This is a genomic window from Streptomyces sp. NPDC034099 (assembly GCF_055575415.1).
This window is the reverse complement of record NZ_JBVISR010000028.1, coordinates 23580-39814: the sequence shown is the minus strand read 5'-3', so window position 1 is coordinate 39814 and position 16235 is coordinate 23580. Positions and strand designations below refer to the sequence as shown.

Annotated in this window: 13 protein-coding genes and 1 pseudogene; 6 read left to right on the top strand and 8 right to left on the bottom strand. The window is 68.7% G+C overall.

The window, feature by feature from the left end:
* Positions 1 to 1137: 1137 nt before the first annotated feature.
* Together ACZ56V_RS38730 and ACZ56V_RS38725 are read left to right on the top strand one after the other, a co-directional pair.
* On the top strand, positions 1138 to 1545 hold the full coding sequence (locus tag ACZ56V_RS38730) for a hypothetical protein (RefSeq protein ID WP_468948483.1): 408 nt from the start codon (positions 1138 to 1140) through the stop codon (positions 1543 to 1545).
* A 37-nt stretch (positions 1546 to 1582) separates the two neighbouring features.
* Positions 1583 to 4396: a helicase associated domain-containing protein gene (locus tag ACZ56V_RS38725; RefSeq protein ID WP_468948481.1), complete on the top strand. Its 2814-nt coding sequence runs from the start codon at positions 1583 to 1585 to the stop codon at positions 4394 to 4396.
* 164 nt (positions 4397 to 4560) lie between these two features.
* On the opposite strand, the gene ACZ56V_RS38720 is transcribed toward ACZ56V_RS38725, so the two are convergent.
* Both ACZ56V_RS38720 and ACZ56V_RS38715 read right to left on the bottom strand, forming a co-directional pair.
* Positions 4561 to 5568: a DUF4238 domain-containing protein gene (locus ACZ56V_RS38720; RefSeq protein WP_468948479.1), complete on the bottom strand. Its 1008-nt coding sequence runs from the start codon at positions 5566 to 5568 to the stop codon at positions 4561 to 4563.
* Positions 5569 to 6442: 874 nt separating this feature from the next.
* Positions 6443 to 6673: a helix-turn-helix domain-containing protein gene (locus ACZ56V_RS38715; protein WP_468948477.1), complete on the bottom strand. Its 231-nt coding sequence runs from the start codon at positions 6671 to 6673 to the stop codon at positions 6443 to 6445.
* 186 nt (positions 6674 to 6859) lie between these two features.
* On the opposite strand from ACZ56V_RS38715, the gene ACZ56V_RS38710 reads away from it, so the two are divergent.
* Positions 6860 to 7447, top strand: coding sequence for an ANTAR domain-containing protein (locus ACZ56V_RS38710; protein ID WP_468948475.1), 588 nt, complete (start codon positions 6860 to 6862; stop codon positions 7445 to 7447).
* Between the two features lie 450 nt (positions 7448 to 7897).
* Positions 7898 to 8896 carry an ATP-dependent DNA ligase gene (locus ACZ56V_RS38705; RefSeq protein WP_468948473.1) on the top strand — a complete coding sequence of 333 codons (999 nt, stop codon included), beginning with the start codon at positions 7898 to 7900 and terminating at the stop codon, positions 8894 to 8896.
* A 246-nt stretch (positions 8897 to 9142) separates the two neighbouring features.
* On the opposite strand, the gene ACZ56V_RS38700 is transcribed toward ACZ56V_RS38705, so the two are convergent.
* Complete coding sequence (locus ACZ56V_RS38700; RefSeq protein WP_468948471.1) at positions 9143 to 9379, bottom strand: hypothetical protein; 237 nt, start codon at positions 9377 to 9379, stop codon at positions 9143 to 9145.
* A 208-nt stretch (positions 9380 to 9587) separates the two neighbouring features.
* On the opposite strand from ACZ56V_RS38700, the gene ACZ56V_RS38695 reads away from it, so the two are divergent.
* A complete protein-coding gene (locus ACZ56V_RS38695) occupies positions 9588 to 9974 on the top strand; it encodes a hypothetical protein (RefSeq protein WP_468948469.1) in 387 nt (128 codons plus the stop codon).
* A gap of 161 nt (positions 9975 to 10135) precedes the next feature.
* A pseudogene (locus ACZ56V_RS38690) lies at positions 10136 to 11345 on the top strand (IS256 family transposase).
* A gap of 14 nt (positions 11346 to 11359) precedes the next feature.
* On the opposite strand, the gene ACZ56V_RS38685 reads toward ACZ56V_RS38690, so the two are convergent.
* From ACZ56V_RS38685 to ACZ56V_RS38665, 5 genes are all read right to left on the bottom strand, one after another.
* Complete coding sequence (locus ACZ56V_RS38685) at positions 11360 to 11509, bottom strand: response regulator (RefSeq protein ID WP_468948467.1); 150 nt, start codon at positions 11507 to 11509, stop codon at positions 11360 to 11362.
* A gap of 301 nt (positions 11510 to 11810) precedes the next feature.
* Positions 11811 to 13073, bottom strand: a complete 1263-nt coding sequence (locus tag ACZ56V_RS38680) for an ABC transporter permease (protein ID WP_468948465.1) — start codon at positions 13071 to 13073, stop codon at positions 11811 to 11813.
* On the bottom strand, positions 13070 to 13795 hold the full coding sequence (locus ACZ56V_RS38675) for an ABC transporter ATP-binding protein (protein WP_468948464.1): 726 nt from the start codon (positions 13793 to 13795) through the stop codon (positions 13070 to 13072). Before ACZ56V_RS38675 ends, ACZ56V_RS38680 begins: the two co-directional genes overlap by 4 nt.
* Entirely contained in the window at positions 13792 to 15222 is a 1431-nt protein-coding gene (locus tag ACZ56V_RS38670; protein ID WP_468948462.1) for a peptidoglycan-binding protein, read from the bottom strand. The genes ACZ56V_RS38675 and ACZ56V_RS38670 overlap by 4 nt, the downstream gene beginning before the upstream one ends.
* Positions 15219 to 16136, bottom strand: coding sequence for a hypothetical protein (locus ACZ56V_RS38665; RefSeq protein ID WP_468948460.1), 918 nt, complete (start codon positions 16134 to 16136; stop codon positions 15219 to 15221). The genes ACZ56V_RS38670 and ACZ56V_RS38665 overlap by 4 nt, the downstream gene beginning before the upstream one ends.
* Between the last annotated feature and the right edge of the window lie 99 nt (positions 16137 to 16235).

The window sequence follows — 16235 nt, the reverse complement described above, 5'->3', positions numbered from 1 at the left end:
CTGGGTTTGATGCTCCGTCCGCTGCGCTCCCGGCCGCTGCGCTCCCGGAGCTGTCAGGGCTACGCCCTGACAAGGGTCTTCCGCTTCGCTCCAGACGTGGGCGGGTCCGCTGCGCTCCCCCGCCTAACGCTCCGTCCGCTACGCTCTACGCTCCCGGAGTTGCGGGGACACGTCCCCTCAGGGTGACCTCCGCTACGCTCCAGTCGGTCATCCGGCTCGTCAACGCCGACCTTGGGACCGCTGCTGTTGCTGCTGTTCCTGGAACGACTGTGCTGGAGGGTTACTGCGCCTGTCACCAGAATAAGCACCACCCGTCACCCGACTACTGGACGGCCCGTAAGCGTTCGCACTACCAGCAAACGGATTATTAGCACTCGCCGCGGATACTGCACCCTCCCCCCCATACAGGCTACTATTCAACAAAGTACTATCGAAGACAAAACGGCCCGGTGCAGACTCTATCACCAGAGGAAAATTCTCGCCATGCTTAACAAACTCCCGCCACGCTTTATCACCCTGGCTCCTTCTGGGCGTGTTCTCAGGGTCCAGAACCCACCGGCCATAATCTGCCTCTATCAAATAGGGGCCGAAACCTTTACTTTCCAAAGCGTCAGCCGTTTCCGGCCCCAAAGTCGACATCGGTTTCCCGTCGGGCCTGCGCATACTTGCTCTTTGCACATACTCCCCTACTTGACTGTAAGGATAAACAGCCCCACGTCCGGGGGGCAGGACAAGCTCCCGTTTGTTATTCATAAAATACCCATCCGCCATACCCCGCAGCTCACTCGCAATCTCGCTATCACTCAGCGGCCACATACCTACTCCTTCACCTATGACACCAGCGGGCACATCCCACACCCCCCACAACGCAGCAGCCACCCAACAGGTTCACCGGACCCTCACCACACCAGCTCCGTAGAGTGCATCAAGTTTGATAGGTGCATGTAACGTTGGGGGAAACATAGGACACCCTCCAACCATCCGGAAGCACTCCCTTGTCCGAGAGGAACGGCGGCAGATGAGCGGCCATGATAAATCCATGGGAACGCCCGAGCCGAGTAGGGGTTCCCTCCGCAGGGAACGCCCGAGCCGAGTAGGGGTTCCCTCCGCAGATGAGCCTGCATCAAGCAGGAGGGCATGGCGGCAGTGAGCGAGGCCCTGGTGGGCATCGCGGACCGGGAGTGGTCCCGACGCGGCGGCCGGTCGGCCGGGGCCGCTGAACTGGGCGTACACATCGCGGACGTGAGGCAGCGTGAGCGCGTCGACCTGGTGCGGCTGGAGCGGTACGTCCGGGAAGCCGTCCTGCCGGCCACATACCCGCACACCACCAGGCGCCGCCAGGCGCTGGGCGAGGCCGGCGGTCTGTGCACCGCGCGGACCCGGAACGCGGACGGGGACGTCATCGTCTGCACGCTCGATGCCGGGCACTACGACCCGGACGACAAGCCGCCCTTCAAGGACGGAAAGCCGGGCGGGTGGCACAAGGCGGATGCGTCGATCTGGAACGACCTGGACGCGGCCTGCATTCCGCACGCGGCCCTCTGAAGAGCCCACACGAATTCAGCACTCGGGGAGACACAGAATGTCAGCGATTCAGCTCAAGGAACACCAGGTAGACCAGCGCGCCGCGTTTCGCAGGTGGGTGGGATTCCCTGCAAGGTCATCTGTGCCCCCGCAGGGTGCCCGGGCCACGATCGTGTCAGCGACCGGCTCGGGCAAGACGATCACGGCCGCCGCGTGCGCGCTGGAAGCTTTCGCTGACGGCCGGATCCTCGTGACCGTGCCGACCCTGGACCTGCTCGCCCAGACCGCCCAGGCCTGGCGCCTGGTGGGCCACCGCTCCCCGATGGTCGCGGTGTGCTCGCTGGAGAACGACGCGATCCTCAACGCGCTCGGGGTGCGCACCACCACCAACCCGATCCAGCTCGCCCTGTGGGCCGGGCACGGGCCGGTCATCGTGTTCGCCACGTACGCCTCCCTGGTGGACCGCGAGGACATCGACGCTCCCGTGGGCCAGCGGAAGGTTCGCGGGCCGCTGGAGGCCGCTCTGGCGGGCGGAGAGCGCCTCTACGGGCAGCAGATGGACCCGTTCGACCTCGCCATCGTGGACGAGGCCCACGGAACCGCCGGTGATCTTGGTCGTCCGTGGGCAGCGATCCACGACAACCAGCGGATCCCAGCGGACTTCCGGCTCTACCTCACCGCGACCCCGCGCATCCTCGCCGCCGCCCGGCCCCAGAAGGGCGCGGGCGGCCAGGAGGCGGAGATCGCGACCATGTCGGACGACCCGGAGGGCACCTACGGCGCGTGGCTCGCGGAGCTCGGTCTGAGCGAGGCCATCGAGCGCGAAATCCTTGCCGGATTCGAGATCGACGTCCTGGAGATCCGCGATCCCTCGCCGGTCCTCGGGGAGTCGGAGGCGGCGCAGCGGGGCCGGCGCCTGGCCCTGTTGCAGACCGCCCTCCTGGAGCACGCCGCCGCGCACAACCTGCGTACAGTCATGACCTTCCACCAGAAGGTCGAAGAGGCCCGCGCGTTCGCGGAGAAGCTGCCCGAGACGGCTGCCGCGCTGTACCTGAACGACGCCTCCGACGCCGATCTGGCCGCCGCCGACAAGCTGCCGAAGTCCTCCATCGACGCGGAGTTCTACGAGCTGGAGGCCGGCCGTCACGTCCCGCCGGACCGGGTGTGGTCGGCGTGGCTGTGCGGCGACCACCTCGTGTCCGAGCGGCGCGAGGTCCTGCGGCAGTTCGCCAACGGCATCGACGCGGCCGGGCGCCGGGTCCACCGGGCCTTCCTCGCCAGCGTTCGCGTGCTCGGGGAAGGCGTGGACATCACCGGCGAGCGCGGCGTGGAAGCCGTCTGCTTCGCGGACACCCGCGGCTCGCAGGTGGAGATCGTGCAGAACATCGGCCGGGCGCTCCGGCTCAGCAAGGACGGCAGCACGAAGGTGGCCAGGATCATCGTGCCGGTGTTTCTGGAGCCCGGCGAGGACCCGACCGACATGGTCGCCAGTGCCTCGTTCCGCCCCCTTGTAGCGGTCCTCCAGGGCCTGCGCTCGCATGATGAACGACTCGTCGAGCAGCTCGCCTCCCGCGCCCTCACCAGCGGCAAGCGCAAGGTCCACGTCCGGCGTGACGAGGACGGGCAGATCGTCGGGGCCGGCGGCGAGGGCGACGGCGAGGACCAGGAGGACGACGACACGCAGGCCGCCGCCGAAGCCGCGCTGCTCCACTTCTCCTCTCCCCGGGACGCGGCGACCATCGCGGCGTTCCTGCGCACCCGGGTCTACCGGCCGGAGTCCCTGGTGTGGCTGGAGGGCTACCAGGCCCTGCTCCGGTGGCGGAAGGAGAACGAGATCACCGGCCTCTACGCCGTGCCCTATGACGTCGAGGTCGAGGTCGGCGTCACCAAGGACTTCCCCCTGGGGCGCTGGGTCCATCAGCAGCGGAAGGCGCTACGGGCCGGGGAGCTGGAGGAGCGGCGCAAGACGCTGCTGGACGTACCCGAAGCCGGGATGCTCTGGGAGCCGGGCGAGGAAGCCTGGGAGAACAAGCTCGCCGCGCTCCGGTCCTACCGGCGGGCCATGGGACACCTCGCGCCGCGCCAGGACGCCGTGTGGGGCGAGGGCGAGGCGATGGTGCCCATCGGGCAGTACATGGCCAACCTGCGCCGGAAGGGCGGTCTCGGGAAGGACCCGAAGCGGGCCGCCGCACGCGCGGAGCAGCTGGCCGCGGTCGACCCGGACTGGAACTGCCCCTGGCCGCTCAACTGGCAGCGGCACTACCGGGTGCTCGCCGCTCTGGTCGACGCCGACGGCCATCTGCCCTACATCGCGCCGGGCGTCACCTTCGAGGGCGATGACATCGGAACGTGGCGGTGGCGGCAGCAGGAGCCGGGCACCTGGGCGCAGCTCCTGCCCGAGCAGCGGGAGCGGCTGACCGCGCTGGGCGTACAGGGCGCCACCCTCCCCGTGACGGCCGCCGCCCCGGCGGAGCTCCGTCCGGCTCTGGCCGCAGCCCTCAAGGGGCCGAAGAAGGCAGGGAGCAAGGCCGAGGCGGCGTTCCAGCGGGGCCTGGCAGCCCTGGCGCAGTGGGTGGAGAAGGAGGGACAGCGGCCCGTCCCTCGCAGCACGGTCGTGGAGGTCACGGTCGACGGCGAGGCGGAGCCGGTGCCGGTGAAGCTGGGGGTCTGGCTCTCGAACACCAAGTCGAGGCGGGACAAGCTCACCGTGGAGCAGCGCGCCGCCCTCGCCGCGCAGGGCATGGAGTGGGCGGGTGTGGTGCCGGCCATCGAGGACGCCCCGGAGCCGTCCGCAGCGCAGCCCGCGCCGTCGGCGGCCCCGGAGAAGCGGCCGGTGCGAGAGCACCACGAGGAGTACGACAAGGAGCTGTAGGAGGGCCGGAACTGAACTGCACCTGCTGGTCCATCGAGCGGTTCGGGCCACCCTCCGAGCTGGAGAGCTACTGGGACAACCTCTGACCGTCCCCCCGCCACCGTGAGACCCCGGGCCCGCCGACAGGGTCGGGGTCTCGTGCTGTCGGGGGTGGCTGGTCGGTGCTATCCGCCCAGTTTCGTGACTAGCTGAGCAAGTCTCTGATGCGCGATCGGCGCATGACTCATCGGTTGCTCACTGTCCTGTTCCGCGGCTAGGGAGATCGTGATGGAGGGAGGAAGCAGGGACGGGGGCTCCGGCAGCAAGGTTGCGCCCTTCGGCCAGGGGTGTCCTGGCTGCCGGTAGATGGTGTCGTGGCACAGGGCCAGGGCCCCGCGGTTCGCCTTGCTGGCCTTCTTTGGCGTGAGTCGTTGGTCAGCATGGCGGTCAGGTCGCGGCGTGAGAATCAGCAGGAGGTGAGGGGCCAGTGGTGCAAGCAGTTCTGCATCGTCAGGCAGCACCGGCGGGTAGGGAGAGAACGATCCATCCACCTGCTTCACCACGACTCCCCCATCCGCCAGGAGCAGGAGCGGGCGATCGGCGCGCAGCAGGACCATCTGCCAGTTCACCAATTTCTGCTCCACCTGATCAGCGGTTCTGAGCTGCTGCCGCAGGTCGCGCCGTGGATCGAGAAGCTTCTCCATGGCAGGAGGGTTGCGCATGATGCTTTCGATGACGCGTCTACGGTCTCGAGGCGAGAGGGACTGATCGGCCCCCTCGTCCATGTGCTTCGTGATCTCTTGGGCGGTGATGAGCGGTAGGAGGTGGTCTTCCACGTGCTTGCCCAGCTTGCGGAATGCCTGCGAGCGAGCCAGTTGGTGAGCCAAGAGACGGATGAGTGCGGATTCTTCGCCATGGGCTAGCGGCCAACGGCCTGCGCGTATGTTTTGGAGGACTGCGGCAGCAGGTCCTTCAACGTCGTCGGCCAGGAACTTCTCGACCTCCTGACCATCTTGCCCTTGCTCCGGCATGGGGTTGCTATAGAACTGGCTGACCACCGTGGCGTCTATGACTGAGCTGGGAAAGTCCCGGCCGGCTGCTCTGCGTCTGCCGGTGAGGACTCCGTCCCGTGCAAAGCCCTCCAACCACACTTGTGGAAGCAGGTGGTGGCGCCTGGACACGTTGTTTCCCATAGCGGCCAAGGTAAGTGGACACGATGGCCAGGCGTAGAGAGTTTCGTCTGTTGACCGAAGCAGTACGGCTCGACTGCCGATCACGGTCGACGGCGTAGCGGGGCCGGTGCCGGTGAAGCTCGGGGTGTTGGCTCCCGAACACCAAGTCGAGGCGGGACAAGCTCACGGCGGAGCAGCGCGCCGCCCTCACCAAGTGGAGGGCTCATCTCCGTCGGCCCCACTCCCCACTTCGCCGCCCGGACGCTCCAGCGGCCGGGCAGCGCGGAGGCGAGCCGACGTGCAACAACGTCAAGGGCGCCCGACCCCCGCCGGGCCGATCTCCGCCCCAGCCCTGCCCCATCCTCTTCTCCCGGATCGTGTGCGGCGAGGGAGGCTCCAAGGGGGATATCGGCCTTCCGACCAAACCCCAACGGCCGTGCTGACCAGTGAAAACAACAGAACGGCCAGACAGGTTACGCAGCAGATGTCGCAGGGGTTGTCGCAGCAGTTAGTGCAGGAGATGTGGGAGGGGTTGCCGCACTCCTCGCAGTCAGTCCCGGCGGGACCACCAGCGGCGCCACCGACCCGCTTTGTGCTCAGCGTCTTCAACGCCCGCGGACGGGAAAGCTGTCCGAGTCACGGCAGGCTCTGGGAACGCCCGCACGGGACGGGGAATCGCCGCCCCTTCCGAAGCAGAAGGCCGCACCACCAGGGTGCGCCGCAGGTCCTCAATATGGGCGCTGCGTTCTCGCAGGCGTGCCTCGAGGTGCCGGGCTTCGGCCTCGGCGAGCCAGCGGGCGCTGCGTTCCTCGGCGAGCGCCAGGGCGTGCGCGTGGCGCAGCCGCTCCAGCTCGGTCTGCAGGACCGAAGCCGATGTATCTGGTGCGGTGTCTTGCTACGTCCCGGCCGGTGGCGGACCAGCGGCTCTCGATTTCACCGAAGCGGGAGTGTTGAAGCGGAATCCGGCAGCACGTAGATCATCCCCGGGGATGAGCCAGCCGCAGTCGTCGTCGAGCACCGCCCCGGGTAGCTCGCCGGCCTCCCGGCGGCGCCGGATCGTCGAACGGCTCACGCCACACGCGGCAGCGGCTTCACGCTGAGTCAGCAGAGGGGAAGTGGTGCTCATGACTGCGTATCCTCCCCGGCGGCCATCCCTAGCAGCGCCGCGACGCGCGCCCTCCCTGTCCGGCGTCGGCCAGGCGTCTGCGACTGATGCCGACAAACCGCACATCTCAGCTCGCGCGCCCCGCGCTCCAGCGCTCTGGGCGAGGCACCGACGCCACGGCGCTGCCATAAGGGCGTAGACCCTGCCATGGTCGGGCCTGTGGTCGGGCCGTTGACCCGACATAGTCGGGCCCGTGGTCGGGGGTACATCGGCTCGGGCAGCGGACCGAACACGGGCGACACACCTTCTAGGAAGTGCTCCCAGGCTGCTTGGGCTGCATGGGCGAGCGCCGTGGCGCAGCGATGGGGTGGGGATGCTGCAGAGTGGAGCGGGCATGCGCACAGGTATGCCCCGACAGCTCAGGCGGTGACTCGCGTGTCCCTTCCCACATGTTCCGGACGATCTTCCACCCACGTCGGAGAGGACCGGGCTGCTGAGCTGGAACGGCTGAGGACGGAGAACAGACAGCTCCGCGAAGCGGTCACCTCCCACGCCGTTGTAGACCAGGCCATCGGAGTCCTCGTCGTCCTGGGCCGGATAAGCTCCGCAGACGGCTTCAGCGTGCTCCGCGAGGTCTCCCAGCACACCAACCTCAAGCTTTCCGCAGTGGCCACGCACATCATCCAGCACGGCCGGGGAGCCGACCTCCCCGAAGCCCTCCAGGCGGAATTGTTTACCGCGCTGGGCCGCCGGCAGCCCCCCGGGCAGGCTGACCAGCACCGGCTCGCACCGTGACCTTTCGGCACAACCAGCCGTTGAACACGCCAGTACGTACCTGGCCTCCCCCGTTGGCCGGCGTGCGTGCACGCAGTAGGGGGCCCGAAACCGATTCCGGTTTCGGGTTTTCCTGCTGTGCGGGCCGCGCACGACCACACACGTCTGCCAGCCTGTCACCGGCCGATCCGGCAGCAGGGCACCCTACGATCTTGAACGCCTGGCCCGTCCCACCTGCGTCCCCTCGCCTGGACGGGCCAGGCACAAGTGAGCAGTCCAGGGCCTCAGTGTCCGGGCCTCATCGAGGGCGCGGACGAATTCGGCAGGTACACCACTGTTGGGCAGCTCGGAGGTTACAACCAGTGCCGCTATCGAGAACACCTCCAGCCAGCTGAGCGAGGGCCGGCCGTAAGGAGACAGGCCAGCGCCTGGTGGAAGGGAACCGGTGTGACATGGACGCTCCCGGAACCGATGCTGAGCACGCTTGCACCCGAACCTGATCTGCGGCCGGGTTGGGCGGGTGAGCCCAAGCGGGACGGATTCCGGGCTGCCGTCCTGGTCAACGCGGGCCGGGTGGTGCTGCGCTCCAGGCGCGGCACGGAAATGGGGGCGGCGTTTCCGGAGATTGTGGCCGGGGCCGTGCAGCTGCCAGATGCGACCGCGATGAACGGCGAGCTGGTCGTATGGGACGCCACGGGCCGCCTCGCCTTCGAGCGCTTGCAGAACCGGCTTGCCCGGCGCGGGCCCGGTGCGGACCGGGCAGCTGAGGAGTGGCCGGCTCACTTCGTGGCGTTCGATCTGCTCAGGCTGTCCGGGACCGTGACGACCGGATGGCCGTACCGCAGACGTCGGGCGGCGCTGGAGTCGGCGTCCGCCGCCCGCCGACTCTTCGCGCCGTGGACGCTGTGCCCGTCGACCACCGACCCGGACACCGTGCGCGAGTGGCTGCCGTGGGTATCGGTCGGGATGGAGGGCGTGGTCTTCAAGCGGCTCACCGATGCCTATAAGCCGTCGGTGAGAGGCTGGCAGAAGTACAAGGTCCGCGAGACGAGTGAGGCGATCGTCGGCGCGGTCACCGGCAACCTGACCCAGCCCCGGACGCTGCTGCTCGGCAGATACGACGTCGAAGGCCGCCTCCAGTACGTCGGCCGCACCACGACCCTCGCCCGAGCGGCAGGCACCGCGGTCGCCGGCCTGCTCGAGGCGGGACGGCGCGGGCACCCGTGGACGGGCTGGTCGTTCTCCGCCGGATGGGGCAGCCGGGAGCAACTGGACGTCACGTTGGTCAAGCCCGGCCTGGTGGTGGAAGTCGGCGTCGATGTCGCCCGTGATGCCTCCGGCCGGTGGCGCCATCCCACGCGCTGGCACCGCGCCCGCCCCGACCTCTCCCCCACCGACATTCCCCGCCTGACATCTGCGCCGCACGACGGCGGCACGCGCGGAGGCTCTGGCCGACGCGCAGTCCGCTGAGCGCGCCCCGGTCCCTGGCCGCGGCCGCGTCGCCCATCCCGCGCGTCCCTTCCTCTTTCACTCCAGCCAAGGGACATGGGCAGAGCAGCCGCAACGGGGATGTCAGCAGGCCGACCGGTCAGCAGGCCGACCGCGGCAAAACGGTGTGGTGACCTGCGCGGACACGGGGGCGGTCCTGTGGGCCGCGTAACACCCAGGCGCAACCCTTGTCGCAACCCCGTGCTCCTGGTCGACCGAGGCGGCGGGTCACGCGGCCCGGACGGTTCCCCGGGCGCGGGCCAGCTGGCGCGGCTCGTAGCGCGCCATCGGCACCGAGGGGGCGGTCTCCCAGTAGGGGTGCCGCCACAGCCGTACGGACAGGCGCAGCAGGCGGCGGCGCAGGGCGGTGGTGTCGCGAGGGCGGGGTGCGGCGAGCGTGTCGTAGGTGGCGTTCCAGGCGGCTTGCGTCTGCACCAGGTCGTCGGGGAAGTCGGTCGCGTCCATACCGTCATTAGATCGCTTGTTCGAATTGCGTGTCACTTCGGACACGCCCACCCCTGGCGCGGCAGATCGGGCGCGGACCAGCGCGGTCGGCCTCATGGTCGGGTCCCGGACGCCTTGCGCGGAAGCGCGCCCCCTTGTGGTCTGCGTCGGCTATACCGGGATGGATCCGATCACCTCGCCCGCCGTAGTAGATGGAGTCCACCGCCTCATGACCGACGCCGCGAACGCCGCCTCCACCAGCCGCGCCAACCGCGTGATCACGATCGTCGCCGTCGTCATCGGCCTCGCCTTCACCGGCTTATGGACCTTCATCTCCATCCCGCAGCTCATGGATTTCATCGGCGACCGGGACATCACCGCGCCGCTGTTCCTGGCCATCTCGGTCCTTGCCGGTCCCGCCCTGTTCTGGTCCTTCATCGGCATCGGCATCGGCATCAGCGCGCTGGGCTGGGCTGGGCTGCCGGACTCACCACCACCGGCATCTTCATCACCCTCACCTACGGGTCCCTCGTCGCCGCCTCCGACGGCCACGGCTTCTCCTACTGGCTGTTCATCGCTCTGCTCGTCGCCTGCAACATCGCCGCCTTCTGCGTGATCCCCTACGTCCTCGTGGGAGTGTAAATCTAACGGCGGATCCGATGATCATGGGAGAGACGTCAAATGACTGAGACCGCCGTGGAGTTGGAGACCGTGGAGCCTGTCGAGAGCCCCCAGTTGGGGCAGCCTGTGCCCGTGTCCGACGAGCAGCTCGTCGCGATGCTGGTGGAGCGTGCCCGGTCGGAGGGGCTGCAGCTGACCGGGCAGGGTGGGCTGCTGCAGCAGCTGACGAAGCGGGTGCTGGAGTCCGCTCTGGAGGGCGAGATCACCGATCACGTCGGCTACGACAAGCACGACGCGGCCGGCAGGAACAGCGGCAACAGCCGCAACGGCACCCGGGCCAAGACGGTACTGACCGACGTCGGCCCGGTCGAGGTGAAGGTGCCCCCGCGACACCGCCGGCACCTTCGAGCCGCAGATCGTCCGCAAGCGGCAGCGCCGTCTGACCGGCGTGGACGAGATGGTGCTCTCGTTGTCCGCGAAGGGCCTCACGCACGGGGAGATATCGGCTCATCTGGCCGAGGTGTACGGGGCGGAGGTGTCCAAGCAGGCCATCACCACGATCACGGACAAGGTGATGGAGGGCATGGCGGAATGGCAGGCCCGCCCGCTGGACCGCGTCTACCCGGTCGTCTTCGTGGACGCCATCAACGTGAAGATTCGCGATGGCTAGGTCGCCAACCGGCCCATCTACGTTGCGATGGCCGTCACGGTCGAGGGCACCCGGGACATTCTCGGGATCTGGGCCGGTGACGGCGGCGAGGGCGCCAAGCACTGGCTCCAGGTCTTCACCGAGCTGAAGAATCGCGGAATTGAAGATGTCCTCATGCTCGTCTGCGACGGGCTGAAGGGCCTGCCGGACGCGGTCGAGACGGTCTGGCCCCGCACGGTCGTCCAAACGTGCATCGTTCACTTGATTCGCAATAGCATCCGCTACTGCGCCCGCCAGGACTGGGACAAGGTCGCCAAGGATCTCAAGCCCGTCTACACCGCGCCGAGCGAGGCCGCCGCCACCGAACGGTTCCTGGAGTTCTCCGAGAAGTGGGGCACCAAGTATCCGGCCGTGACCAAGCTGTGGTCCGACGCCTGGGCCGAGATGGTGCCCTTCTTGTCCTTCGACGTCGAAATCCGCAAGGTCATCTGCAGCACGAACGCGATTGAGAGCGTGAACGCCCGGATCCGCAAGGCCGTTCGGGCCCGCGGCCACTTCCCCTCAGAGGCCGCCGCGCTGAAGTGCGTCTACATGGCACTGATGAGCCTGGACCCGACCGGCAAGGGCCGCCGCCGCTGGACGATGCGCTGGAAGGCACCCCTGAACGCCTTCCAGATCGCCTTCGATGGCCGCCTGACCCCCACCGACCAGCGATAACCCAACAACCAAGATCAGCCGTTAAGTTGACACACCCGGCCGAGAACGATGTCCGCTTCGTCTTCCCGCGCGAATGTGGTGATCGGCATCGTCTCGTCGACGGCGCGGATCGCGTGGCAGTCGTCCAGGCCGCTCATGCCGGGCGGCATGAAATGCAGCACCACGGCGTGGGGGAAAAAACGGCCGCAACCGCGCCAGTCCCTCTTCGCCCGTGTCGACTGCGGCGGTTTCGCATGCCTGCCGTCTCAAGGGCGAGCAATGCCGTCCTGAGCCGCTCGGTCGCAGTCGATCAGCAGAACTCGTTGTATGAGAGCCCCTGACCATGCACGGTTGATCGAGTCGTTCTTCGGTGCGATCGGACGGTTGCGGGCGGCAGGCGGGTGCCCAGTACGCCCCCGTGTCGATCGGGGTCACTGCGCCCGCCCGCCGCCTGGTGGACGGGGCAGGGCCGCCGGGAGTCAGTCTTCACGAGGGGGCTCGCAACGCCTCGACGGGTTCCATCCGGGAAGCCCGCAGCGACGGATAGACACCCGCCAGCAGGCCCACCACCGCACCGACGACCGGGGCACCGACGGCAAGCCGGCCGTCGAGTACGGGAGTCCAGTCCTTGACCGCCGAGACGGCCACCACCACGACCACGCCCAGGGCGGCACCGATGACACCCCCCAGCAGCCCGATCGTCGTCGACTCCAGGAGGAACTGAGCGGCGATCTGCCGGCGCGAGGCGCCCAGGGCACGCCGCAGACCGATCTCCGCGACCCGTTCCATCACGGTGACCAGCGTGACGTTGGCGATACCGAGGGCACCCACGATCAGCGAGACGAACCCGAGGACCAGGAACAGGCCGTTGACGTCGCCCTGGACACCTTTGCGTGCCCTCGACAGATCGGGCGGCGCCAGGACGGTGAGCGCCTGCGCGCTGCCTGGTGCCAGGGCGAGGGGTGACTGCCTGGCGACCTGGTGGGCGGCACCGAGGGAGGTGTTGATCAGGACGCGGTTCACCGTGTCCAGGCCGAGCCGGTCCTTGGCCGTCGTGGGCGGCAGGATCACCGAGGTGGACAGGCGCTGCTCGCGCTCGATTCCGCCGAGGATCCCGATCACGGTGAAGGAATGGCCGTTGAAGAAGACCGCGGGCGAGTCCTCCACCCGTGTGACACCGAGAAGGCGAGCGGCCTGGTCGCCCAGCACCGCCACTCTGGCGCTGCGGGCGATGTCACCCTGGTCGTAGAACCGGCCGACCGTGATGTCACCGCGCACCGCCGCCGGCAGAGACGACGAGGCCGCGACGACCGCCAGCGTCTGGCCGGACAGGCCGCCAGGGGTGACCACGTCGTTGGCCCGCACCTGCACGGCGGCCAGTTCGTCGGTCTGCGCGAGCGCGGCGGACGACTCCACCCCGGCCAGCCGGTCGACGGCGCCGACGTCTTCCCAGTCCACCAGCGGGACGGTGTCGGACGCCGGGGGCGGAGGCGGGACCACGACGGTGACCGACGTGGCGGTGAGTGCGTCGAACCGGCCGACGATCTGGTGGGCGGCCGTCGACGCCACCCCGATCGTGACGACCAGCGTGCCGATGCCCAGCACCGTGCCCAGCGTGGTCAGCGCGGAACGGACGGGACGGGCCAGTACTCCCGACAGTGCCTCCGTCCACAGATCCTTCGGATGGATCCGGGGACGGTCCACCCGCTTCCCGGGACCGGCAGCGGGCGCGCGGTGACGGCGCTTCATGCGGGTTCCTCCCTGAGCCGTCCGTCGCGGATACGGACACGCCGGCCGGCGCGCCGGCTGACGGCATCGTCGTGGGTGATCACGACGAGGGTCATGCCCTGGGCGCCGAGCCGGTCGAAGAGTTCCAGGACCGAGTGCGTGTTCTCGCTGTCGAGGTTGCCGGTGGGTTCGTCGCACAGCAGCAGGGCCGGTTCGCTCATCAAAGCCCGTGCGATGGCGACGCGCTGGCGCTCGCCGCCGGAGAGACGGTCGGGCCGAAAACCGGTGCGGTGGGACAGGCCCACTCGGTCCAGGGCCGCTCCGGCTCGTTCGGCACGCCGACGGCGCCCTCTGCCCGTGTGCTGCCTGCGGTAGATCTCCGCCAGCATGACGTTCTCTTCCACGGTCCGGTAGGGAAGCAGGTGGAAGGACTGGAAGACGAAGCCGATACTGCTACCGCGCAGCGAGGTGCGCTGCCGGTCGCTGAGGGCCCCGGTCCTCACTCCGTCGAGCCAGTAGTCGCCCGAGGTCGGGGTGTCCAGCAGGCCGAGGATGTTCAGCAGGGTCGACTTCCCCGATCCGGACGGTCCCACGATCGACAGGTGCTCACCCCGCCTCACCGTCAGGTGCACGTCGCGCAACGCGTGTACGGGCGGTCGGGAGTCGAAGACGCGGTGGACGCCGTCCAGTCTGATGACGTCGTCCCGGCCGGGCGCCTCGGTGGGGGCAGGCTCTGCGGTCACCGGCCGACCACCACGAGGTCGCCCTTCTTGAGCGCGCCGCCGTCCGGTTTCACCTCGACGAGTCCGTCGGCGGAGATTCCGAGGACGACGTCGATGCGCCTCACCCGGCCGTCCCGCTCGACCCGTACGCGGGCCTGACCGCCCGCAGATGTCTGCACCGCGGCAACGGGCACGGCCAGAACCTCGCCGTCCGACTCACCCGCCTCGATGGTGACCGTCGCCGCGCCGCCCGTGTTCTCGGCGAGCGGGCCGGGCTTCGCGATGCTCACCTTCAGGGGCACGGGTTCCGACGTGCCGTCGCCGGACGTTCCGCTGCTCTCGGACTCCCCACTCCTGGAGTCCCCGCCGGGTTCGGCGTCCGGGCCCGTCCCGGTGTCCTCAGGTGTCGTGCCCGACCGTCCGATCTCGCTGAGCACGCCCTCGGCCTCCTTGCCGTCCGCTGTGGTGACCTGGACGGTCATGCCTTCCCGCAGGGAAGCGGCGTCCGAACCCGGCACGACCGCTTCGACCACGACGTCGGAGCTCGTCACGGTGGCGACCTCTCCGTCCGGGGTGTCACCGGCGCGTACCTTGGCCTTGTCGACGCGGACCGGAAGCCGCGGCAGGAAGACGATCTCTCCCGCCGGTACCCTGGTTCCGTAGCCGGCCCTGAAGGCGCTCAGCGCCGAGTTCGCCAGCTCCAGCTGCTTCCGCGCGGACTTGATACGCAGGTTCCGGACCTTCTCCGACTCCTTTCCGGGCGTACCGTCGCCGGGGGCCTGCTCGCCGTCGCCGCGCGCGGTGAGCAGCGCGACCTGCGCGTCGGACACCGCGGTCTCCAGGTCTCCCAGCCTCTGCCGGTCGGCGCTGGTGGGCTCCTGTGCCGTGTACCCCTTGCTCCGGTACCACCGGCCGACCGCGGACGCCGTGCCGGGGCCGTAGGTCCCGGTGACGCCGCCCGTCGAAAAGCCCAGCCTGTTCAGAGCCTTCTGCAACTGCTTGACGTCGTCCCCCGAGGAGCCGGGGCCCAGGGTGCGGTACATCGGTACCGACCCGACCAGCACCAGCACCGGACTGCCGCTCACCTGCATGAGCACGTCGCCTTCCTTCAGCCGGCTTCCGGACGAAGGCGCCTTGGTGACGCGCTGCGCCGCACCGTCCTCCTTGTCGCCCTCCTGGGAGGAACCCACGGCGCCGGCCAGGGTGATACCGCGCGGGGAGCCGTACTCCAGACTGCCCTGCGCCACCACAGTGGCGGTCAGTGTGCGCTGCTCCACCGGCACGGTCACCGGGCCCGCCTTGGGCGCCCGCTGCGAGGCGGCGGCGTCGGCGGGCGACTGCATGCGGGTGCCGGCGAACCAGCCGCCTGCTCCGATCACGGCGACCACGGCGACCGTCGCGCCCAGTCGTCTGGTGCGGCTGCGCTGCTGACTGTTGCGGCGCTTCACCCGTTGTTCCCCACGTACGGGTTCTTGTCGTACTTGGGCCAGTACGCGGCCCTGAACGGCTTGCCGCACTCGAGGTCCTTGAGCGCGAGGTCGATCTCACCGGGGAGCTTGGCCAGTGCTTCTTCCTTTCCCGGCAGGCCGCCCGGCGGAATCTGGTCGCTCACCTGGAACTTCACCATGTCGGCGATGCTGGTGGGCTGAGTGGTGGTGACGGTGATGCCCTCCTTGCGCAGGCAGTCGGCGTATTCCTGGGCGAGGGAGACGAGTTGGGGGTCTCCGTTGAGCGCCTGCCCGGCCTGCTTGTCGCGTTCCTGTTGTTCCGCGTTCTCCCGGTCCTGCTGAGCTTTCGACTTGGGCGGCCCGTTCACCTTCCGTTCGGCCTGCGCGAGGCATCCGTCCTTGGGGGGACGCTGGATCACGCCGTTGGTCTTGCGGAGGAAGCGCAACCGTCCCAGCGCCTTGTCGTACTTCTTCTGCTGCGCGGCGGGAAGGGAACTGCGGTAGGAGTCGTTGGGATCGCTCCTCTCCTCCGGCAGGGCCACGGCCGGGTCGTTGGGATAGACGATGCGCGAGTAGGTACCGAAGCCGTACTTCTCCCGGTACTTCTTCGCCAGGTCGTAGTCCCTTCCTTCGCCCGCGTTCATGTCCTCGTTCGGTGTGATGCCGGGAACCGGTGTGTAGCTGAACCCGCGCTTCTTCATACAGGCCGCTATCGCGTTCTCGGTCAGGTAGTAGTTCTTCGTATCCGGGTCTGCATCCTCCGGGACGGTCAACTCGCCGCCCGGCGCGGCCGACGCACTGTCTCCGTCCCGGGTGTCTCCGGGGGAGGACGCGCCGGAGTCGCTTTGGCCGCAGGCCGACAGGGCGACCATGCCCGTGGCCGCGAGCGCCGTCAACGTACTGCGTAGTCGCAAGGGGATCACTTGTCCGTTCGATGGGGGACGTCGTGCGGCGGTCCGGCCCCCTGACATCGCCGCACAGGGGAAAGGCGCTGGCCCAGCCGGTTCCCTGCA